We start from the raw sequence: 20,432 nt of genomic DNA, 5'->3' as shown, positions 1-20,432 counted from the left end.
CCAGCACCTTCGACACGAAGTTCGCCAGCGACATCGAAGTCCCCGAGCCCCTCCAATCCCTGCCCACCATGGGTGGCGCGGGCAACGTGCGCGAACTGCAACAAGCCGCAGCCCAGTCCGGCAGCGTCGCCGGGGTGCTGGCCCAGTTCCAGTCCGCCACCACGCGCGCCGAACAGAAGGGCTGCTCGACTCCCTCATCACGTCGTCGGCTTCGAGTTCACCGGCAAAGGGCGAGCGCGCAAGGCAGTCTTGAGCCAGGCCAACACGGATGCGCTGGTAGATATCGTTGACACTGCGCATCGACCGACCGCAGAACTCGGCGCTATCGCTGGCGGTCAAGTCCAGCGCAACAGGCGCAGGAGTTGGCGGAACTTCGCTTCGCTCATCTTGGAGCGGCGGTAGTACCTGTTTTTCCCAAGCATTTCAAGAAGTTAGCATGTGAGCTTCACATGCCTGTTTCTTAAGCCCCGTATCGTTTCAGTGCCGCCCACTCACTCCTCGACCGACGCGCTCCAGCGGTTGCCCCAGCCGCGCGCGCTTGCGCGGTCGATGTCGCGGCGGTCGCGCTTGGTGGGGCGGCCCTGGTGCAGCGCTGCGGCGGGTTCGGGGGCCAGGCGGCGCTGTTCGGCGGCTTTTTCGCGGGCGGCGATGCTGTCTGGCGTTTCTTCATACAACTGCTGCGCCACGGGCGCGGGGCCGCGGGCGCCGCTCAGGCCCCGCACGACCACGGTGCGCGCCACCGGCCCCTGGCGCAGGGCGACGGTGTCGCCGCAGCGCAGGTCGCGGGCGGGTTTGGCGCTCTGGCCGTTGACGGTGACGCGGCCCTTGCTGATTTCCTCGGTGGCGAGGGCGCGGGTCTTGTAGAAGCGGGCGCACCAGAGCCATTTGTCCAGGCGCATGGAATCCGTGGGCGTGCTCATGATGCTGCGGATTGTGCCTGCGCTGGCGACCGCGTTCTGCCCCGCCATGCGGTCGGCCTGGAGGGTCTTCCAGGTGAGGCAACTGCATTCATTGACCATGGCACCGTCACGCAGGCGTCGCCGCATGGGTGTTTTCCCTGAGCTTGCAGGCAGCCGTTTGGCAGGCAACGCGCGCATGATCGGTGTCACGCAAATCGCCACTACTGAAAGGAAGAAGAATGCGCCGCGATACCTTTATCAAGTCACTGGCCACCCTGGCCGCCGCAGGCGCGCTGCCTCAGGCGTACGCTTCGGCGGCGGTGAAGATGATGATTCCTGCCAACCCCGGCGGCGGCTGGGACACCACGGGCCGCGCCGTGGGCAAGGCGTTGCAGGACGCGGGCGTGGCCTCGTCCGTCACCTACGACAACAAGGGCGGCGCGGCCGGTGCCATCGGCCTGGCCCAGTTCGTCAACGGCAGCAAGGGCGACCCGAACGCCATGATGGTGATGGGCGCCGTGATGCTCGGCGGCATCATCACCGGCAAGCCGCCCGTGGGCCTGGACAAGGTGACGCCGCTGGCGCGCCTGACCAGTGAATACAACGTGTTCGTGCTGCCCGCCAACTCGCCCTTCAAGACCATGGCCGATGTGGTGGCCCAGCTCAAGAAGGACCCTGGCAGCGTGAAGTGGGGCGGCGGCTCGCGCGGCTCCACCGAGCACATCGCGGCGGCCATGCTGGCGCGCGAGGTCGGGGTCGATCCGGCCAAGATCAACTACGTCGCCTTCCGAGGGGGCGGTGAGGCCGTGGCCGCCATCCTGGGCGGCAACGTCACGGTGGGCGGCAGCGGCTACAGCGAGTTCGCCGAGTACATCGCGGCGGGCAAGATGAAGCCCATCGGCGTGACCTCGGGCACGCGGCTCAAGAGCGTCAACGTGCCCACGCTCAAGGAGCAGGGCATCAACGTCGAGATCGGCAACTGGCGCGGCGTCTATGGCGCGCCCGGCATCACCAAGGCCCAGCGCGACGCGCTGATCGCCATGCTGGAGAAGGCCACCAAGAGCAAGGCCTGGGCCGAGGCGCTGCAAAAGAACGACTGGACGCCCGCGTGGCTGGCGGGCGATGCGTTCGCCGAGTTCGTGGATGCGGAGTTCGCCAGCCTGCGCGCGACGATGGTGAAATCCGGGATGGTGTGATGATGGAAGGCAGCAGCATTCCCTCTCCGCGCGCGCAGGCCATCGTCGGCGCGGGCGTGTTGCTCTTGGCTGTCGGCATGGCCTTTGGCGCGCTGCAGATATCGTCGGATGCGGGCTACGGCGGCGTCGGCCCCAACTTTTTGCCCTGGCTGTGCGCCGTGGTACTGGCGGTGTGCGGCGGCTGGCTGATCTGGGAGGCGCGCACGGGCGGGTACCGTGAAGCGGCGGACCCGGGCGGGCAAGCCAGGATGGATGTCGGGCCGTTCGTCTGGGTGTCGGCGGGCCTGCTGGTCAACGCAGCGCTGATCGGCACGGTGGGCTTCATCATCAGCTGCACGGTCTGCTACGTGCTGGCCGTGCAGGGCCTGCGCCGCGCCAGCAGGCAGCCGCAAGCGGGCGCAGTGGGCACCTGGGTCAAGGACATCGTGACCGGCGCGGTGATCTCGGCGCCCGTGTTCTGGGCCTTCACGCAATTCCTGGCGATCAACCTGCCGGGGCTGACCGAGACGGGGTGGCTGTAAATGGAGATTTTTGACGCGCTCCTGGCGGGCTTCGCTACCGCCATCACGCCCGCCAACCTGCTGTGGGCCCTGGTGGGCTGCGCCCTGGGTACCGCGGTGGGCGTGCTGCCCGGCATCGGCCCGGCCGTGGCCGTGGCCATGCTGCTGCCCATCACCGCCAAGGTCGAGGTCACGGCCTCGATGATCTTCTTCTCGGGCATCTACTACGGCGCCATGTACGGCGGCTCCACCACGTCCATCCTGCTCAACACGCCGGGCGAGACGGCGAGCATGGTCACCGCCATGGAAGGCAACAAGATGGCCAAGAGTGGTCGCGCCGGGGCGGCGCTGGCCACGGCGGCCATCGGCTCCTTCGTGGCGGGCACCATCGCCACCGTGGTGGTGACGCTGTTCGCGCCCACGGTGGCCGAGTTCGCCGTCAAGCTGGGGCCGCCCGAGTACTTCATGCTCATGGTGCTGGCCTTCACCACCGTCAGCGCGGTGCTGGGCCAGAGCGCACTGCGCGGCATGACGGCGCTGTTCCTGGGCCTGGCGCTGGGCTGCGTGGGCATGGACCAGATCTCCGGCGCGGCGCGCTACACGGCGGGCCAGATGGAGCTGCTGGACGGCATCGACATCGTGCTCGTCGCCGTGGGCCTGTTCGCCGTGGCCGAGGTGCTGTACGCCGCCATGTACGAGGGCCGCGTGGTCGAGTCGCAGAACAAGCTCACCCGCGTCCACATGACGGCGCGCGACTGGAAGCGCTCCTGGCCCGCGTGGCTGCGCGGTACGGCCATCGGCACGCCCTTCGGCTGCGTCCCGGCGGGCGGCACCGAGATTCCTACCTTCCTGAGCTACGCCACCGAGAAGAAGCTCGCCAAGGGCGAGGACCAGGCCGAGTTCGGCGGCAAGGGCGCCATCGAGGGCGTGGCAGGCCCCGAGGCTGCCAACAACGCCACGGTGACGGCTGCGCTGATCCCGCTGCTCACGCTGGGCATTCCCACCAGCAACACCACGGCGGTGCTGCTGGGCGCGTTCCAGAACTACGGCATCAACCCCGGGCCGCAGTTGTTCAGCAGCTCGGCCGCGCTGGTGTGGGCGCTGATCGCGTCGCTGTACATCGGCAACGTCATGCTGCTGGTGCTCAATCTGCCCCTGGTGGGTCTGTGGGTCAAGCTGCTCAAGATCCCGCGCCCGCAGCTCTACGCGGGCATCCTCATCTTCGCTACCGTGGGCGCCTACGGCATGCGGCAGAGCGCGTTCGACCTGTTCCTGCTGTACGCCATCGGCCTGCTGGGCGTGCTGATGCGGCGATTTGACTTCCCGACCGCGCCCGTGGTGGTGGGCATGATCCTGGGGCCCCTGGCCGAAGCGCAGATGCGCAATGCCGTGGCGCTGGGCGAGGGCAGCTGGATGATCTTCCTGCAGCGGCCCATGTCGCTCACGCTGGTGTTCATCGTGCTGGCCGTGCTGGTGCTGCCGCGCGCGGTGCGCTGGTGGGCGGCGCGGCGCGCGCCGCTGTACCGACCCTGACGCGGGCGCGAAGCCCACCGCCAAAAAACGCGGCGCCAGGCCGCGTTTTTTGTCGGGGCCGTCAGCCGTCCACCGGCTGCGCGGGCGTCTCCAGCACGAGCTGGTAGAACGCCGCATCCAGCCAGCGCCCGAACTTGAAGCCCACCTGCGGGAAGGTGCCCGAATGCGTAAAGCCCAGCCGCTCGTGCAGGGCGATGCTGCCCGCGTTGCTCGCGTCGATGCAGCCCACCATCACGTGCAGTTGCGCGGCGCGGGCGCGGTGGATCAGCTCCTGCATCAGCACCTTGCCCAGTCCGCGGTCGCGGTGGTCGCGGTGCAGATAGACGCTGTGCTCCACCGTGTACTTGTAGGCCGGGAATGCGCGGAACGTGCCCCAACTGGCGAAGCCCAGCAATTGGCCCGATGTGTCCACCGCGCCCACTACCGGGAAGCCGTTGGTGCGCTTGGTGGCGAACCAGGCCGCCATGGCCTGCGGCGAGCGCGGGGCGTAGTCGTAGAGCGCCGTCGTGTTCACGATGGCGTCGTTCAATATCTCCAGGATGGCCGGGGCGTGGTCGGCCTCGCTGCAGTCGATCAGGCGGGGCAGGGGCAGGGTCATGGCAGGTCTTTCCAAGGAGTTGTCCGATATAGTGGATTATTGTTCTAGACAAAAAATGCTCATAGTGCTTTTTCAATATGAACTATTTGCTATGAAGTTTTTATTCGAAAATCTACTATAGTGATACATATGATCCAGGCCATTGACCAGAAAATAGGCGCGCGCATCCGCACCGAGCGCGAAAGTCGTGGCTGGTCTCTGTCCGAGCTGGCGGCGCGGGCCTCGGTCTCGCGAGCCATGATCCACAAGGTGGAGCGGGGCGCGAGCAGCCCCACCGCCCAGTTGCTGGCCAAGCTGTCGGGCGCGCTGGGGTTGAGCATGTCCACCCTGATGGCGCGGGCCGAGATTGCCCATGGACGGCTGCTGCGCCGCGCCGAACAGCCCGTGTGGATCGACCCGGCCACGGGCTATCTGCGGCGCCACATCTCGCCACGCACCGGCAGTCCGTTGGATGTCGTGCATGTCACGCTGCCACCGTCCGCTCGGGTGCCGATGCCCGCTGGGGCCTACGCCTTCATGCGGCAACTTGTCTGGGTGCTGGAAGGGGAATTGGTCTTCACCGAAGGCGAGACGCGCCACGCGCTGCAGGCGGGCGATTGCCTGGAACTCGGTCCGCCCATGGACTGCGTCTTCGGCAACGAAGCCGGCGCGCCCTGTGCCTACGCCGTCGTGCTGCTCAACCTGCCGTGGCAGGACGTAGGGCCATAAAAAATGCGCTCTGCGGCGCGGCCAAGCAGCTATCAAAACAGGAGTATCAAGCTTGCGTGGGCCAGCCCGCCAGGTGCTGCTGCGCGATCTGCGAGAGCGCGGTGATCCACGCATTGCTGTCGTTCAGGCACGGTATGTAGTGGAACGCCTGGCCGCCCGCGTGCAGAAAGGCTTCGCGCACCTCCATGTTGATCTCCTCCAGCGTCTCCAGGCAGTCGCTGGCGAAGCCGGGGCACACCACGTCCACGCGCCGCGTGCCCGCCCGGGCCAGCGCTTCCACGGTGGGCTGGGTGTAGGGCTCGATCCACCGCGCCTTGCCAAAGCGCGACTGGAAGGTGATGCGAAAGCGCTCCGCGCCCAGGCCCAGGCGCTCGGCCAGCAGTCGGCCTGTTTCGCGGGCCTCGCGGGCGTAGGGGTCGCCCAGGCGCTCGGTGCGCTCGGGCACGCCGTGGAAGCTCATCACCAACTGGTCGGGCGGGCCGTGGTGCTTCCAGTGCGCCTGGATGCTGAGGGCCAGCGCGTCGATGTAGCCGGGGTGGTCGTGGTAGCCGTTGACGAAGCGCAGCTCGGGCACGTGGCGGGTGCGCGCGGCCCAGGCGTACACGGCATCGAACACGCTGGCCGTGGTGGTGCCTGAATACTGCGGGTACAGCGGCAGCACCAGGATGCGCGTGGCGCCCTCGGCCTTGAGCGCGTCGAGCTGGCTGGCGATGGACGGCTGCCCGTAGCGCATGGCGTGGCGCACCAGCACCTGGTGCCCCGCCTCGCCCAGCCAGCCGCGCAGCAGCGTGGCCTGCTTGTGCGTCCACACCGCCAGCGGCGAGCCCTCGGGCGTCCAGATGGTGGCGTACTTGGCAGCCGACTGCCGGGGCCGCGTGCGCAGGATGATGCCGTGCAGGATGGGCCGCCACGCGAGCGGCGGTATCTCCACCACGCGGTGGTCGCCCAGAAACTCCGCCAGATAGCGCCGCACGGCGGGCGCAGTGGGCGCGTCGGGCGTGCCCAGGTTGCACAGCAGCACGGCGGTGCGGCTGGTCGTGGGGGCTGGGGGTTCGGGGGCAAAGCGCGGCATGCGGGTATTTTCGCCTTGGAATCCTGAGGGGCGGCCTTGGTGCATCAGCCCGCTGTCGATGGGCTGTCAGCGGGTTGGGAGTTTTCCCGCATCGGCGGCGGCAGCCGTGCCGCTCAAGACCGCGCCTTCGAGCGTGGCGGGGTAGGGGCCTTCCACATAGTCGCCGCAGGCCGTGAGCCCCGGCAGCACCGGCATCGGCGGCCTTTGCAGCGCGGGCGTGCAGGCGAAGGTGGCGCGCTTTTCCACCACCGTCTGCACCACCTGCAATGGGGGCAGGGCCAGCTGCGCGGCGGCCTGTTGCAGCACGCGCTGCTCCAGTTCGGCGCGGTCACCAGTGCTGGCGCTGACCACGAAGGCCAGCAGACCGTGGGTGCCGTCGAGCTGGCCCCGGTCGAACACGAACTGCGCGGGGTGCGCTGCCGTGCTGCGCAGCGCCAGCATGGGCCGGGGCAGGCGCGCGCCGCTGGCGTGGGCATAAACGGTGGTGATGGCCTCGAAGCGCAGGGCGTCGGCCATGGCGCTCCAGTGCGGCGCAACGTTTGCGGCGAGGCGGCTGGCCTCCCACGGCGGGCAGGCCAGGGTGACGTGGTGGAAGGTGTCGCCGTCAAGCTGCCAGCCGTCCGCCTGCCTTTCAAGCCGTTGCACGCGCTGGCCGGTGACGACCTGGCCGCCCCGTTGCGCAAGCCACTGCGCGGCGGCTTGCGGAAACAGCGCGCCCAGGTCGGTGCGCGGCAGCAGCAGGTTGGAGCCGCCGCACCCGCTGAACAGGCTGTCGCGCAGCACGCGCAGAAAGACCTGTCCGCTGGCCGCGTGCGCCGGGGTGTTGAGGGCCGACACGCACAGCGGGTCGATGAACTCAGCCATCAGGCGCGGCGTGAGCGGCGCGCACAGGTCGGCCACCGAGGTGTTCGGCGCGCAGTCAAAACCCGCCAAGCGCCAGGCCGTGGCGGCGCGCAGCAGCGCCAGCTTGTCGCACCACGTCCAGCCCTGGGCGCGGGCGATGCCCAGCAGCGCGTCCCACGGCGGGGGCAGGTCGGGCAGTTGCAGGCCGTCTCCATCGGGGAATTGCAGCGTGAGCGGCAGGCGCAGCAGGGCCGCATCCACGTCCACACCCACCAGCCGCATCAGGCGCAGGCTCTCGGCATACGCGCCGATGAGGATGTGCTGGCCGTTGTCGAGCGTGACGGGCGTTCCATCGGGCAGCTTGGCAGGCACGGCCCGCGCCCGCCCGCCCACGCTGCGGGCGGCCTCGAACACGGTGACGTGGCGCCCCGCCTGCGCATGCGCAATGGCGGCGGCCATGCCCGCCCAGCCCGCGCCCACAACGGCAACGTTGGCGGCAACGTTCGCGGCGACTTGCGTGCTCACATCCGGCCCAGGGCCTGCACCTTCCACGCCAGCCAGAACTTGCGCAGCGGCGTCAGGCGGATGCGCTGGTGCAGCACCTGAAAGTTGTCGTGCGCTATCTCGCGCAGCAGCGTGCGGTAGATGCTCGCCATCATCAGCCCCGGCTTCTGCGCCCGGCGGTCGGCCTCAGGCAAGGTTTGCAGCAGCGCCAGCGCCTCGTCATACAGCCGGTGCGCCCGCTCGGCCTGGAAGCGCATCAGCGCGGTAAAGCGGTCGGAGTACGTGCGCTTCAGAATCTCGTGCGCCTTCACGTCGAACTGCTGCAGCTCGTTCACCGGCAGGTAGATGCGGCCCAGCATCGCGTCCTCGCCCACGTCGCGGATGATGTTGGTGAGCTGGAACGCGAGGCCCAGCGTGTGCGCGTACTGCGTGGTGCGCTCGTCCGTCTGCCCGAAGATGCGCGCAGCCACCTCGCCCACCACGCCCGCCACCAGATGGCAATAGCCCTGGAGGCCCGCAAAGTCCAGGTAGCGCGTCTGCTCCAGGTCCATCTGGCAGCCGTCGATCACGGCCTGCAAGTGGCGCTGCTCGATGCCGTACTCGCCCACATGCGGCATCAGCGCCTGCATCACCGGGTGGCTGGGCTGCCCCGCGAAGGACTTGGCGACCTCCGCCTGCCACCACGCCAGCTTGGTATGGGCCACGCCAGCGTCGCTCACTTCATCCACCACATCGTCCACCTCACGGCAGAACGCATAGAACGCCGTGATGGCCGCGCGGCGCGGCGCGGGCAGGAACAGGAAGGCGTAGTAGAAACTGCTGCCCGAGGCGGCGGCTTTCTGCTGTACGTACTGCTGTGGGGTCATGGGGCGGGATTGTCCCATGGCGCACGGGCATGCAGGTTTCAGGTGTTTTTGGCCTCTAGCGCTTGTGGGGCAAGCGCTGGCAGCTATGGTTTTTGTAGTTTTCGGGAAACGCTGCGTGGCTTGGATACCCTGGCCGCAGGCAGCAAGCTGGTGAGTTGCTGGTAGCGCTCGAACAGAAAGGCCACGCGCTCGGCGTCGCTGGCGTAGCTTTTTCTGCCGCCGCAGAGCTGGTAGGACTTGTCCACGGCGGCATCCAGTTTTTGGTGGGCCTTGAGCAATGCGGGCGGCATGGTCAGCGGGTCGTACAGGTCGGCGAGAGACGAGTCTGGGAATTGCGCACGGGCGTCGAGTACGCCCCGTGCTGCGGTTTCTATAGCTGCTTGCGCTTCAGATTTGAGGCCGCCAAGCGCTGTGGGCTGATTGGGCTCTGATTCTTGGGGAATATCGGGCCAGGGGAAGTTGTTGTAGACAGAAGGGGAATAGCTGTAGTCACTTTTGAGCCGTCCGCAGACGACGCGTATCCAGGCGTTGTGCATGGTGCTGCTCAGTACGCCAAAGTGATACAGCGTTGCTCCTTCGGCGATTTGCAGTTTGTTGCTTGCAATGATCGTGGGTGGCAGAAAGCCCATCGGGATGAAACGTCGCGTTTCGGATGAAACCTCTGGGATGGCCAGATAGTTTTCAGCGGGTTGGCGGTCTTGTGTGAAGAGCGTGGGTTGGTCGGCGAAGTCCACGACGCTGCGGGTGGGGCTTTGACGCCTTGCTTCGGCAACTGCGGCTACGCGCTTCATGGTGCGTGGCATGGATTTGAGTTGTGCTGGGCTGATGTTCTTGAGCCAAAGGCACCAGCGATGCCCGCCATTGATGAGCTCTTCACCGCCGACGTAGGCACGCAGCCAGGGCGCTGCCGCAGGTTCTGCGTCCAGCAGTTCGATCCGCTCTTCATCCGTCAAGATCAAATGCCCGCCGTCAGTAGGCTGGCTGCCTTTCTTGAGCGGTGGAAGGTGGCTGGGTGTTTCAGTGCGCGAGGGCAGAAGTACATCCGGCGCGTCAATCAGGTAAGGGTTGATATGGCTGGCTGCGATGGGATGCGCCTGGCCCCTGATGTCTTCATATTCGTAGATTGTTTTGTTCGGTGCGTCGTGCAAGCCAAAGCCCACGATGACGCAATGCACGGCGGCCTTGCCGCGTGCTTCATTGCTCCAACTGAAGGTTCGGTGCGCGAAGTGGATGTGAACGCCTCGCGACAGCATCCATGCCCATAGCGTGCCGACTTGTTCGCCTTGCGAGATGCTGTTGGTTGAAACAAGCGCACAGCGTATGTCGGTACGAGGTTCGCTGGCGAGCTGGCGAGCTGGCGAGCTGGCGATCGTGGACTTCCGCCGTGGCACAGAGTTCCATGTAGTCAACGGCTTTCCTGTACCAGCAGGTCACATAGTCCAAGCGACCAAAACGCCCATTTGCGCCCCAGATGGCTTCCATGTCCGCCATCTGTTCCTGGGTTCGCCACTGGTGCCCAATGAACGGCGGATTGCCCAGCACAAAACTGCATTGCAGCGCTGGCAACACTTCATTCCAGTCCAGCCGCAGCGCATTGCCATGCACGATGCGCGGGCTGGTTCTGAGCGGAATGCGGGCAAAGTACAGGCCAAACTCCTCGCTGACCCGCAGGTTCATCTGGTGGTCCATCAGCCACAGGGCCACCTGCGCGATCTGCGCGGGGAATTCCTCGATCTCGATGCCGTAGAACTGATCCACGTCGATGCCGATGAGGCCATGCACGTCCACGCTTTGCTGTCCCGCGTTGCCGCTGAGTTCGTGGCTGGCGCGCAGCACCTGCAGTTCGAGAAGGCGCAGTTCGCGGTAGCTGATGACGAGGAAGTTTCCGCAGCCGCAGGCGGGGTCGAAAAAAGTGAGCTGGCGCAGCTTCTTGTGGAACTCGAACAGGCGGTTGCGGTTGTTCCTGACCTTGTCGAATTCGGCGCGCAGTCCGTCGAGGAACAGCGGGCCAATCAGCTTGAGGATGTTTTCCTCTGATGTGTAGTGCGCGCCCAGGTTGCGGCGGGCCTTGGCGTCCATGATGCTTTGGAACAGGCTGCCGAAGATGGCGGGGCTGATGGCCGACCAGTCGAGTGCGCAGGCGTCGAGCAGTGCCTCGCGCATGGCGGCGGCGAAGTCGGCCATGGGCAGCGGTTCTTCAAACAGCTTGCCGTTGATGTAGGGGAAGGTCGCCAGTTGGGCATCGAGCGCTGGGCTGCGTTTGCCTTCGGGCGTGTTGAGCACCTGGAACAGTTGGGTCAGGCGCGGGCCGAGGTCGCTGCCGTCGGGCGCGGTGCGCTCTTCGATAAAGGCGCGGAATGCCTGCGCGGGCTGGAAGATGCCGGTGTCGTCGGCAAACAGGCAAAACAACAGGCGCACCAGCAGCACTTCGAGCGGATGGCCTGTGTAGTGGCTGGCCTTGAGGGCATCGTGCAGGCGGCCCATGCGCTCTGCGGCCTTGACGTTGACGGGGTCTTGGGCCTTGATCTCCTGCGCCTTGTAGCCCGCGATAAAGCCGAACAGGCGAATGTGCTTGTGCAGGTCTTTGAGGGTGAATTCAAGGGTTTCGCCATCCTTGCCGCCCGTGCCCAGGCGGTGTACGCGAAAGCGGGCGAAGTCGCAGACGATGATGAGCTGCGGCAGGTCGCGTTCGGGCAGGCCGGGAAAGTAGTCGAGCGCCTGCTGAAAGGCGCGGTCCAGGTCTTTGCCGCGGGACTTGTGTTCGACGATCAGCATGCCGGGCCAGAACAGATCGACGAAGCCTTGCGCCGCGCCGAGCTTCTTGACGTTGAGCTCGAAGGTGGCAACGCGCTTGTCGGTGATGCCGAAGATCTCGAAGAAGTCGATCCAGAAGGGCTTGGCCTGCGAGTCTTCATGGGCAGCGTCGGCCCAGGTGCGGCTGAAGGCGAGCGCGCGCGATTTGATCTCGTTCCAACTGAGAGGCATGGTTTGCAAGCGGTGAGTAGCGGGGCGTTGGCAAATTATGGTTTGCTACTTTAACGATAGCTGCCAGAGCTTGCTGCATAAGCGCTAGTGGCCATTTTGGCTCTACATCCACACCGCCCGCCACAGCATCACGCACCAGTCCCAGCCGTGCAGTTGGGGCCGCGTGTGCAGGTTGCCGCCTTGCAGCGCGTCCACCTTGTCCAGCGTGCGCAGCCCGCCTTGCACTACCAGCCGCAGTTCCCAGCCTGCGCGGCCCGGTAGGCGGTGGACCAGCGGGGCGCCTTGCTGCATCAGCGTGCGCGCCCAGCGGGCGTTGTCGGCCAGCAGGCGGGTGGTGGCGGACGTGGGCTGCTGCTGCGCCAGGTCGGCGCGGGAGACGCCGTGGGCGGCGCAGTCGGCGTCGGTCAGGTAGTGGCGGCCACGGGGGATGTCCACGCTCAGGTCTTGCCAGAAGTTGATGAGCTGCAGCGCGGTGCAGATGGCGTCGCTCTGCGCTATGGCCTCTGCATTGTCCACGCCATACAGATGCAGCAGCAGGCGGCCGATGGGGTTGGCAGAGCGGCGGCAGTAGTCCAGCAGTTCGGTGCGGTCGGCGTAGGTGGCGGCGTCGCGGGTCTTCTCCACGTCCTGCATGAAGGCGCTCAGCAGATCGTCGAGCAGCGGCACGGGCAGGGCGTGGGCGTGCAGTTGGGCTTGCAACGGGCCGAAGACCGCCGCCCAGCGCGGGCCGGGCGCGGCGCCGGTGGCGACGGAGGCCAACTCAGCGCGGTAGGCGGCCAGGTCGGCCAGGCGCTGGGCGGGCGGGGCGTCGCCCTCGTCGGCGATGTCGTCCGCCGTGCGCGCAAAGTGGTAGATGGCCGCGATGGGCGGGCGCAGGCGCGGCGGGCACAGCAGCGAGGCGACGGGGAAGTTCTCGTAGTGCGTGACTGGGGCGGGGGTGGGGTTCACGGCGCGCATTGTCGCTGGCAAGGCAGGGCGGTTTTCGCAGATTGCCTGGGAGCCGCTGCGCGAACCCCTGCCGGGCGGCGCGCGCACGTGGCCTGGTTCCGCGTGCGCGGGCCCGCGCCAGGGGCGGCGGATTGAACCTGGGCTAAAATGCCAGGTTCCGTGCGCGGGTGGCGAAATTGGTAGACGCACCAGGTTTAGGTCCTGACGCCAGCAATGGTGTGGGGGTTCGAGTCCCCCCCCGCGCACCACCCTTGAAAGATTTCCGCGGAGCACGGCGCCGCTGCGCCAGCACGATCCATACCCATAAGGAATAGCCATGGCCGTTACTGTTGAAACCCTTGAAAAGCTTGAGCGCAAGATCACGCTGAGCCTTCCCGTCACCGTGATCCAGTCCGAAGTGGACTCGCGCCTGAAGCGCCTGGCTCGCACCGTCAAGATGGACGGCTTCCGTCCCGGCAAGGTGCCCATGAACGTGGTGGCCCAGCGCTACGGCTATTCGGTGCAGTACGAAGTGCTCAACGACAAGGTCGGCGAGGCTTTCGCCGCCGCCGCCAACGAAGCCAACCTGCGCGTGGCGGGCCAGCCGCGCATCACCGAGAAGGAAGGTGCGCCCGAGGGGCAGGTCACGTTCGACGCCGTGTTCGAGGTGTTTCCTGAGGTCAAGATCGGCGACCTGTCGGGCGCTGAAATCGAGAAGCTGTCCACCGAAGTGACCGATGCGGCCATCGACAAGACGCTGGACATCCTGCGCAAGCAGCGCCGCAGCTTCGCCCAGCGCGCGCTGGACGCCGCTGCCCAGGACGGTGACCGCGTGACGGTGGACTTTGAAGGCAAGATCGACGGCGAGCCCTTTGACGGCGGCAAGGCCGAAGGCTTCCAGTTCCTGGTCGGCGAAGGCCAGATGCTCAAAGAGTTTGAAGACGCGGTGCGTGGCATGAAGTCGGGCGAGAGCAAGACCTTCCCGCTGGCCTTCCCCGCCGAATACCACGGCAAGGATGTGGCGGGCAAGACGGCGGACTTCCTGGTCACCGTCAAGAAGATCGAAGCCGCCCACCTGCCCGAGGTGAACGACGCCCTGGCCAAGTCGCTGGGCATCGCCGACGGTTCCGTGGAAGGTCTGCGCGCCGACATCCATAAAAACCTGGAGCGTGAAGTCAAGTTCCGCCTGCAGGCACGGAACAAGCAGGCCGTGATGGACGCCCTGGTGGCCAAGGCCGAACTGGACCTTCCTACCGCCAGCGTGCAGGCTGAAATCGCCCGTCTGCTGGAAGGGGCTCGTGCCGAGCTCAAGCAGCGCGGCATCAAGGACGCCGACAAGGCCGAGATTCCCGAGGACGTGTTCCGCCCGCAGGCCGAGCGCCGCGTGCGCCTGGGTCTGGTGGTCGCTGAGCTGGTGCGCGCCAACGAACTGCAAGCCAAGCCCGAGCAGCTGAAAGCCCACATCGACGAACTGGCCGCCAGCTATGAGAAGCCCGAGGACGTGGTGCGCTGGTACTTTGGCGACCGCCAGCGTCTGGCCGAGGTCGAGGCCGTGGTGATCGAGAACAACGTGACCGAGTTCGTGCTGGGCAAAGCCAAGGTGGTGGACAAGGCCGTCTCGTTCGAAGAACTCATGGGCCAGCAAGGCTGATCCCCGCTGGCGACTGACTTGTGGGGCTTGTGCCTGCGCGCACAGGCCCCACTTTCGTTTCTGGGTACAGTACCCGCCTCGAACTGGAGAAAAGCAAACATGAGCGCACTGGAAACACAGGCCCTGGGCATGATCCCCATGGTCATCGAGCAGTCAGGCCGCGGCGAGCGGTCCTACGACATCTATTCGCGCCTGCTGAAAGAGCGCGTGATCTTCCTCGTCGGCGAGGTGAACGACCAGACGGCCAATCTGGTGGTGGCGCAGTTGCTGTTCCTGGAGAGTGAGAACCCCGACAAGGACATTTCCTTCTACATCAACTCCCCTGGCGGCAGCGTGACGGCCGGCATGGCGATCTACGACACCATGCAGTTCATCAAGCCTGATGTGTCCACGCTGTGCTGCGGCTTCGCGGCGAGCATGGGCGCCTTCCTGCTGGCGGCGGGCGCCAAGGGCAAGCGCTTCTCGCTGCCCAACTCCAAGATCATGATCCACCAGGTGCTGGGCGGCGCGCGCGGCCAGGCAACCGACATCGAGATCCACGCCCGCGACATCCTGCGCACCAAGGAACAGATGAACCGCATCCTGGCCGAGCGCACGGGCCAGGACTACGAGAAGGTGAAGAGCGATACCGAGCGCGACTATTTCATGACTGCCGACGAGGCCAAGGACTACGGCATCGTCGATCAGGTCATCGCCAAGCGGCCCTGAGAAGGTGTGAACGAACCCGCCATGCCCGCTCATTCCGCCAAAACACGTCCCCTCTGCGTTGCAAATGCTCGCCATAGCCCGAGCTATGGCTGCGCTTTGCGCCTTGATGGGCCGCGTTTTGACGGCCTGCTCGGGCACGCCGGATTCATTCACACCTTCTGAGTCCGCGCACGCGGATCGCGGCGTTTTCCAAGGCGGAAGACGCCGCTTTTTATTTGGTTATCATCCCGACAACTTTTTGTCATCTGCAAGGCACAGCCCCCATGGCCGAGAAAAAAGGCTCATCCAGCGAGAAAACCCTTTACTGCTCTTTCTGCGGCAAAAGCCAGCACGAAGTGAAGAAACTGATCGCTGGCCCGTCGGTCTTTATCTGCGACGAGTGCATTGATCTGTGCAACGAGATCATCCGCGACGAGATGCCCAATGACGACCTCGCGCGCGATGGGCGCAATGACCTGCCCACGCCCGCCGAGATCAAGGCCAACCTCGACAACTACGTGATCGGCCAGGATGTGGCCAAGCGCACGCTGGCCGTGGCCGTCTATAACCACTACAAGCGCCTGCGCCACAAGGACAAGGCCCACAAGGACGACGTGGAGCTGTCCAAGAGCAACATCCTCTTGATCGGCCCCACGGGCTCCGGCAAGACCCTGCTGGCCCAGACGCTTGCGCGCATGCTGGACGTGCCCTTCGTGATGGCCGACGCCACGACGCTGACGGAAGCGGGCTACGTGGGCGAGGACGTGGAGAACATCGTCCAGAAGCTGCTGCAAAGCTGCAACTACGAGGTCGAGCGCGCGCAGCGCGGCATCGTCTATATCGACGAGATCGACAAGATCAGCCGCAAGTCCGACAACCCCAGCATCACGCGAGACGTATCGGGCGAGGGCGTGCAGCAGGCGCTGCTCAAGCTCATCGAAGGCACCATGGCCAGCATTCCGCCGCAGGGCGGGCGCAAGCACCCGAACCAGGACTTCCTGCAGATCGACACCACCAACATATTGTTCATCTGCGGTGGCGCGTTTGCGGGGCTGGAGAAGGTCATCGAGAACCGCACCGAGGCTTCGGGCATCGGCTTTGGCGCATCGGTCAAGAGCAAGAAGCAGCGCTCGTTGACCGAGGTGTTCCAGGACATTGAGCCCGAGGACCTGATCAAGTTCGGCTTGATTCCCGAACTCGTGGGCCGCATGCCCGTGGTGACGGCGCTGGCGGAACTGAGCGAAGACGCGCTGGTGCAGATCCTGACCGAGCCCAAGAACGCGCTGGTCAAGCAGTACAGCAAGCTGCTGGCGATGGAAGGCGTGGACCTGGAGGTCCGCCCCGCCGCCCTGAAGGCCATTGCCCGCAAGGCATTGGCCCGCAAGACGGGCGCACGCGGCCTGCGCTCCATCCTGGAGCAGTCGCTGATCGGCACCATGTTCGACCTGCCCAACTCCAGCAACGTCGAGAAAGTGGTGGTGGATGAGTCCACCATCGAGGAAAACAAGCCGCCGCTGCTCGTCTATCGCGAAGCGGCCAAGAAGGCCTGAAATGCCCGGGGGCGGGCGCGCCATCATGGTGCCGGTGCTTGCCCCGCCATCAACCCCGGTCGCAGCGCGGTCGTGCGCCAGGGTTGAAAATCCCTGCATGTGGGCCATCTTCCACAGCGTACTTTGAGGATTTCCATGTCCGGACATACCCCCCTTCCCGCCACCCCCATCGACCTGCCATTGCTGCCCCTGCGCGACGTGGTGGTGTTCCCTCACATGGTTATCCCATTGTTCGTGGGGCGGCCCAAGAGCATCAAGGCGCTCGAACTTGCCATGGAGTCCGACCGCCGCATCATGCTGGTGGCGCAGAAGGCGGCGGCCAAGGACGAGCCGTCGGTGTCCGACATGTTCGACGTGGGTTGCGTCTCCACCATCCTGCAGATGCTCAAGCTGCCCGACGGCACGGTGAAGGTGCTGGTCGAAGGCCAGCAGCGCGCCCAGGTCAATTCCATCGAGGACGCGGAGACGCATTTCGCTGCCACCGTCACACCCGTCGCGACCACGCCTGAGGCGAACAAGCCCAGCGAGATCGAGGCGCTGCGCCGCGCGGTGATGCAGCAGTTCGACCAGTACGTCAAGCTCAACAAGAAGATCCCGCCCGAGATACTGACATCGATCTCCAGCATCGACGATCCCGGTCGCCTGGCCGACACCATCGCCGCCCATCTGCCGCTCAAGCTGGAGAACAAGCAGGTTGTGCTGGATTTGTCCGATGTGAAGGCACGCCTGGAAAACCTGTTCGAGCAACTCGACCGCGAGGTGGACATCCTCAACGTCGATAAAAAAATCCGGGGCCGCGTCAAGCGCCAGATGGAGAAGAACCAGCGCGACTTCTACCTGAACGAGCAGGTCAAGGCCATCCAGAAGGAACTGGGCGAGGGCGACGAGGGCGCCGACATCGAGGAGATCGAAAAGAAGATCAAGCTCGCCAAGATGCCCGCCGAGGCACGCAAGAAGGCCGAGGGCGAGCTGAAAAAGCTCAAGCTCATGTCGCCCATGTCCGCCGAGGCGACCGTGGTGCGCAACTACATCGACGTGCTGACGGGCCTGCCCTGGAGCAAGAAGACCAAGATCAAGCACGACCTGGTCAATGCCGAGGGCGTGCTCAACGAAGACCACTACGGCCTCGACAAGGTCAAGGACCGCATCCTTGAATACCTTGCCGTGCAGCAGCGCGTGGACAAGGTGAAAGCGCCCATCCTGTGCCTGGTCGGTCCGCCTGGCGTGGGCAAGACCTCGCTGGGCCAGTCCATCGCCAAGGCCACGGGCCGCAAGTATGTGCGCATGGCGCTGGGCGGCATGCGTGACGAAGCTGAGATCCGCGGGCATCGCCGCACCTACATCGGCGCGCTGCCGGGCAAGGTGTTGCAAAGCCTTTCGAAAGTAGGCACGCGCAACCCGCTGTTCCTGCTCGACGAGATCGACAAGCTGGGCACCGACTTCCGGGGCGACCCGTCGAGCGCACTGCTCGAAGTGCTCGACCCAGAGCAGAACCACACCTTCGGCGACCACTACGTCGAGGTGGATTTCGATTTGAGCGACGTGATGTTCGTCGCCACGTCGAACTCGATGAACATCCCGCCCGCGCTGCTGGACCGCATGGAGGTCATCCGCCTGTCGGGCTACACCGAGGACGAGAAGACGAACATCGCCATGCGCTACCTGCTGCCCAAGCAGCTCAAGAACAACGGCGTGAAGGACGAGGAACTGCTCGTCACCGAGGCCGCCGTGCGCGACATGGTGCGCTACTACACGCGCGAGGCGGGCGTGCGCTCTCTGGAGCGCGAGCTGTCCAAGATCTGCCGCAAGGTCGTCAAGGGCCTGCAGCTCAAGAAGCTCACGCCCCAGGTGGTGGTGACGGCAGACAACCTGCCGGACTTCCTGGGCGTGCGCAAGTACACCTATGGCCGTGCCGAGTTGCAGAACCAGGTGGGCCAGGTCGTGGGCCTGGCCTGGACGGAAGTGGGCGGCGACCTGCTGACCATCGAGGCCGCCACCATGCCCGGCAAGGGGGTGATCACGCGCACCGGCTCGCTGGGCGACGTGATGAAGGAATCCGTCGAAGCCGCTCGTACTGTGGTGCGCAGCCGTGCGCGCATGCTCGGCATCAAGGACGAGGCTTTCGAGAAGCGCGACATCCACATTCACGTGCCCGACGGAGCCACGCCCAAGGACGGCCCGAGCGCGGGCGCAGCGATGACAACCGCCTTCGTTTCTGCACTCACGGGCATTCCCGTGCGTGGCGACGTGGCCATGACCGGCGAGATCACGCTGCGCGGCGAGGTCACCGCCATCGGCGGCCTCAAGGAAAAGCTGCTGGCCGCCCTGCGCGGCGGTATCAAGACGGTGCTGATTCCCGAGGAGAACGTGAAGGACTTGCAGGAGATTCCAGACAACGTGAAGAGCGGCCTGGAGATCGTGCCCGTGCGCTGGATCGACAAGGTGCTGGAGGTGGCGCTCGAAAGCAAGCCCGAGCCGCTGACGGACGAGGATGTGGCCGTGGCGGCGACCGTCGCGGTGGACAAGACCGCGACCGCCGTCGGTGCCACGGATGGCCTGAAGCACTGACACAAAAAGTTGTTCGGCGCCCGAAAAAATGCGCTACAATTCATGCCATCGCGGCAAACGTTGTACAATGTGAGGCTTCGGTAAATTGCGGGAATAGCTCAGTTGGTAGAGCGCAACCTTGCCAAGGTTGAGGTCGAGAGTTCGAGACTCTTTTCCCGCTCCAATTTCCACGAAAAAGGGAAGCAGTCGCTTCCCTTTTTCGTCAGAAGAATGCGATTTCTGGCGCGATAGCAAAGCGGTTATGCCCCGGATTGCAAATCCGGTTAGACCAGTTCGACTCTGGTTCGCGCCTCCAGATTTTCGGCTTGCAGTCAGTGGCGGGCTTGAAATCAGCGGTATAATGTTAGGCTTGCTGATGCGTTGAGCGCGGCAGCAAGCAGATGCGGGAATAGCTCAGTTGGTAGAGCGCAACCTTGCCAAGGTTGAGGTCGAGAGTTCGAGACTCTTTTCCCGCTCCATATTCGAAAGGGAAGCTTCGGCTTCCCTTTTTTCTTGGTGGCAGCGCGGGGCATTGCACGCATGCGCCGCCCCGGTTACGCTGCAACGCAGGTGTGCGCTCCGCACACGGCGCCCCGATGGTGAAATTGGTAGACACTGCGGACTTAAAATCCGCCGCTTTCCTGAAAAGGGGCGTGCCGGTTCGACCCCGGCTCGGGGCACCACAACGAGTCAGTCAATCATGTCAAGCTACAACGACGCTCCCTTTGAAATCCACGTCCACGGCCAGGTCGCGCTGCGTGCCGACACGAGTTTCGACCAGCTCCAGGAGGCTCTCAAGCCGCTGTGGAAGTACGCTGGCGCCCGGTCGCTGGCAGATGGCGCGGCCAGTGCCTATGAAGAAGAGCCTGGCATCCAGTTCGATGCCAAGGAACATCTGCTGCAGATCTGCTGGACGGTGCATGGCGACGAGGATTTCCGCCAGTCGCTGGACGAGATGTGCATGAGCCTCAACGAGCTGGCCGAGCAGGGCGCGGCCATTGAGGTGACGTTCTACGACGCCGACTTTGACGAGGACGAGGAAGACGAGAGCGTGGAAGCGCGCGACGACTTCGTCATGCTGTTCGTGGGGCCCACGCCTGCCGCCATCATGCAGGCGCAGCGCGACCTGCTGGTGCAGGATGTCGTGAACATGATGGAGCGCCACTTCGACGGCGCAGAGCTGGGCGGCGTGGTGGCTGAGATCGACAAGCTGTTCAGCCAGCGCTTTGACGCGCTGGTGAGTTCGCTGGAGATCGGCAAGCCTCCGCGTGGGCCTGGGGGCGGGTCTGGCGGCGGCCATGGCGGCGGCTCCGGTGGTCGGCGCCCGCGCCATCTGCACTGAGTGCGGTTGCTATATTTTTGATAG

18 protein-coding genes and 5 tRNA genes are annotated in these 20,432 nt (G+C 65.3%); 15 read left to right on the top strand and 8 right to left on the bottom strand.

Annotation, left to right across the window (positions count from 1 at the left end; all coding sequences use genetic code 11):
* A partial coding sequence (locus QM569_RS05725; RefSeq protein ID WP_414986260.1) for a hypothetical protein occupies positions 1-290 on the top strand: 290 nt, incomplete at its 5' end.
* Between the two features lie 201 nt (positions 291-491).
* Here QM569_RS05725 and QM569_RS05720 read toward each other — a convergent pair.
* Positions 492-920 carry an RNA-binding S4 domain-containing protein gene (locus tag QM569_RS05720; protein ID WP_414986264.1) on the bottom strand — a complete coding sequence of 143 codons (429 nt, stop codon included), beginning with the start codon at positions 918-920 and terminating at the stop codon, positions 492-494.
* A 218-nt stretch (positions 921-1,138) separates the two neighbouring features.
* Here QM569_RS05720 and QM569_RS05715 point away from each other — a divergent pair, with 218 nt between their 5' ends.
* Genes QM569_RS05715 through QM569_RS05705 form a run of 3 tightly spaced genes read left to right on the top strand, consistent with a single transcriptional unit; the run spans position 1,139 to position 4,128 of the window.
* Positions 1,139-2,095 (top strand): Bug family tripartite tricarboxylate transporter substrate binding protein, encoded by a 957-nt coding sequence (locus tag QM569_RS05715; RefSeq protein ID WP_414986259.1) that lies wholly within the window; start codon positions 1,139-1,141, stop codon positions 2,093-2,095.
* Entirely contained in the window at positions 2,095-2,616 is a 522-nt protein-coding gene (locus QM569_RS05710; RefSeq protein WP_414986258.1) for a tripartite tricarboxylate transporter TctB family protein, read from the top strand. Before QM569_RS05715 ends, QM569_RS05710 begins: the two co-directional genes overlap by 1 nt.
* Positions 2,617-4,128, top strand: a complete 1,512-nt coding sequence (locus tag QM569_RS05705) for a tripartite tricarboxylate transporter permease (RefSeq protein WP_414986257.1) — start codon at positions 2,617-2,619, stop codon at positions 4,126-4,128. It abuts the gene before it with no gap.
* 61 nt (positions 4,129-4,189) lie between these two features.
* Here QM569_RS05705 and QM569_RS05700 read toward each other — a convergent pair whose 3' ends face one another.
* Positions 4,190-4,726 carry a GNAT family N-acetyltransferase gene (locus QM569_RS05700; RefSeq protein ID WP_414986256.1) on the bottom strand — a complete coding sequence of 179 codons (537 nt, stop codon included), beginning with the start codon at positions 4,724-4,726 and terminating at the stop codon, positions 4,190-4,192.
* 129 nt (positions 4,727-4,855) lie between these two features.
* On the opposite strand from QM569_RS05700, the gene QM569_RS05695 reads away from it, so the two are divergent.
* Positions 4,856-5,434 (top strand): helix-turn-helix domain-containing protein, encoded by a 579-nt coding sequence (locus tag QM569_RS05695; protein WP_414986263.1) that lies wholly within the window; start codon positions 4,856-4,858, stop codon positions 5,432-5,434.
* Positions 5,435-5,480: 46 nt separating this feature from the next.
* Here the strand turns inward: QM569_RS05695 and hemH are convergent, their stop codons facing one another.
* The 6 genes from hemH to hpnC all read right to left on the bottom strand — a co-directional run bounded on the left by hemH (position 5,481) and on the right by hpnC (position 12,661).
* Complete coding sequence (hemH, locus tag QM569_RS05690; RefSeq protein WP_414986255.1) at positions 5,481-6,506, bottom strand: ferrochelatase; 1,026 nt, start codon at positions 6,504-6,506, stop codon at positions 5,481-5,483.
* 66 nt (positions 6,507-6,572) lie between these two features.
* Positions 6,573-7,874: a hydroxysqualene dehydroxylase HpnE gene (gene hpnE, locus QM569_RS05685; RefSeq protein ID WP_414986254.1), complete on the bottom strand. Its 1,302-nt coding sequence runs from the start codon at positions 7,872-7,874 to the stop codon at positions 6,573-6,575.
* A complete protein-coding gene (gene hpnD / locus QM569_RS05680) occupies positions 7,871-8,719 on the bottom strand; it encodes a presqualene diphosphate synthase HpnD (RefSeq protein WP_414986253.1) in 849 nt (282 codons plus the stop codon). The genes hpnE and hpnD overlap by 4 nt, the downstream gene beginning before the upstream one ends.
* A gap of 83 nt (positions 8,720-8,802) precedes the next feature.
* Positions 8,803-10,011, bottom strand: a complete 1,209-nt coding sequence (locus tag QM569_RS05675; RefSeq protein WP_414986262.1) for a type IIL restriction-modification enzyme MmeI — start codon at positions 10,009-10,011, stop codon at positions 8,803-8,805.
* A complete protein-coding gene (locus tag QM569_RS05670) occupies positions 9,914-11,704 on the bottom strand; it encodes a DNA methyltransferase (RefSeq protein ID WP_414986252.1) in 1,791 nt (596 codons plus the stop codon). The genes QM569_RS05675 and QM569_RS05670 overlap by 98 nt, the downstream gene beginning before the upstream one ends.
* 102 nt (positions 11,705-11,806) lie before the next feature.
* Positions 11,807-12,661 carry a squalene synthase HpnC gene (gene hpnC, locus QM569_RS05665; protein ID WP_414986251.1) on the bottom strand — a complete coding sequence of 285 codons (855 nt, stop codon included), beginning with the start codon at positions 12,659-12,661 and terminating at the stop codon, positions 11,807-11,809.
* A 152-nt stretch (positions 12,662-12,813) separates the two neighbouring features.
* On the opposite strand from hpnC, the gene QM569_RS05660 reads away from it, so the two are divergent.
* The 10 genes from QM569_RS05660 to QM569_RS05615 all read left to right on the top strand — a co-directional run bounded on the left by QM569_RS05660 (position 12,814) and on the right by QM569_RS05615 (position 20,408).
* Positions 12,814-12,900, top strand: a tRNA-Leu gene (locus QM569_RS05660).
* Positions 12,901-12,968: 68 nt separating this feature from the next.
* On the top strand, positions 12,969-14,282 hold the full coding sequence (gene tig, locus QM569_RS05655; protein WP_414986250.1) for a trigger factor: 1,314 nt from the start codon (positions 12,969-12,971) through the stop codon (positions 14,280-14,282).
* A gap of 99 nt (positions 14,283-14,381) precedes the next feature.
* Positions 14,382-14,990: an ATP-dependent Clp endopeptidase proteolytic subunit ClpP gene (gene clpP / locus QM569_RS05650; protein WP_414986249.1), complete on the top strand. Its 609-nt coding sequence runs from the start codon at positions 14,382-14,384 to the stop codon at positions 14,988-14,990.
* Positions 14,991-15,253: 263 nt separating this feature from the next.
* The gene (gene clpX / locus QM569_RS05645) at positions 15,254-16,519 is read left to right on the top strand and encodes an ATP-dependent Clp protease ATP-binding subunit ClpX (RefSeq protein WP_414986248.1); all 1,266 of its coding nucleotides are present in this window, start codon (positions 15,254-15,256) and stop codon (positions 16,517-16,519) included.
* A gap of 135 nt (positions 16,520-16,654) precedes the next feature.
* A complete protein-coding gene (lon, locus tag QM569_RS05640) occupies positions 16,655-19,087 on the top strand; it encodes an endopeptidase La (RefSeq protein WP_414986247.1) in 2,433 nt (810 codons plus the stop codon).
* 87 nt (positions 19,088-19,174) lie between these two features.
* Positions 19,175-19,250: transfer RNA gene (locus tag QM569_RS05635), tRNA-Gly, on the top strand.
* Between the two features lie 58 nt (positions 19,251-19,308).
* Positions 19,309-19,382, top strand: a tRNA-Cys gene (locus QM569_RS05630).
* 87 nt (positions 19,383-19,469) lie between these two features.
* A tRNA-Gly gene (locus QM569_RS05625) sits at positions 19,470-19,545 on the top strand.
* A 111-nt stretch (positions 19,546-19,656) separates the two neighbouring features.
* Positions 19,657-19,749 (top strand) — tRNA-Leu (locus QM569_RS05620).
* Positions 19,750-19,766: 17 nt separating this feature from the next.
* Positions 19,767-20,408: a DUF6806 family protein gene (locus QM569_RS05615; protein WP_414986246.1), complete on the top strand. Its 642-nt coding sequence runs from the start codon at positions 19,767-19,769 to the stop codon at positions 20,406-20,408.
* Positions 20,409-20,432 lie beyond the last annotated feature (24 nt).

The organism is Acidovorax sp. (genome assembly GCF_047607405.1).
Taxonomy (GTDB): Bacteria; Pseudomonadota; Gammaproteobacteria; order Burkholderiales; family Burkholderiaceae_C; genus Acidovorax.
The sequence above is the reverse complement of the archived record's forward strand: the minus strand, read 5'-3'. Positions and strand labels throughout refer to the sequence as shown.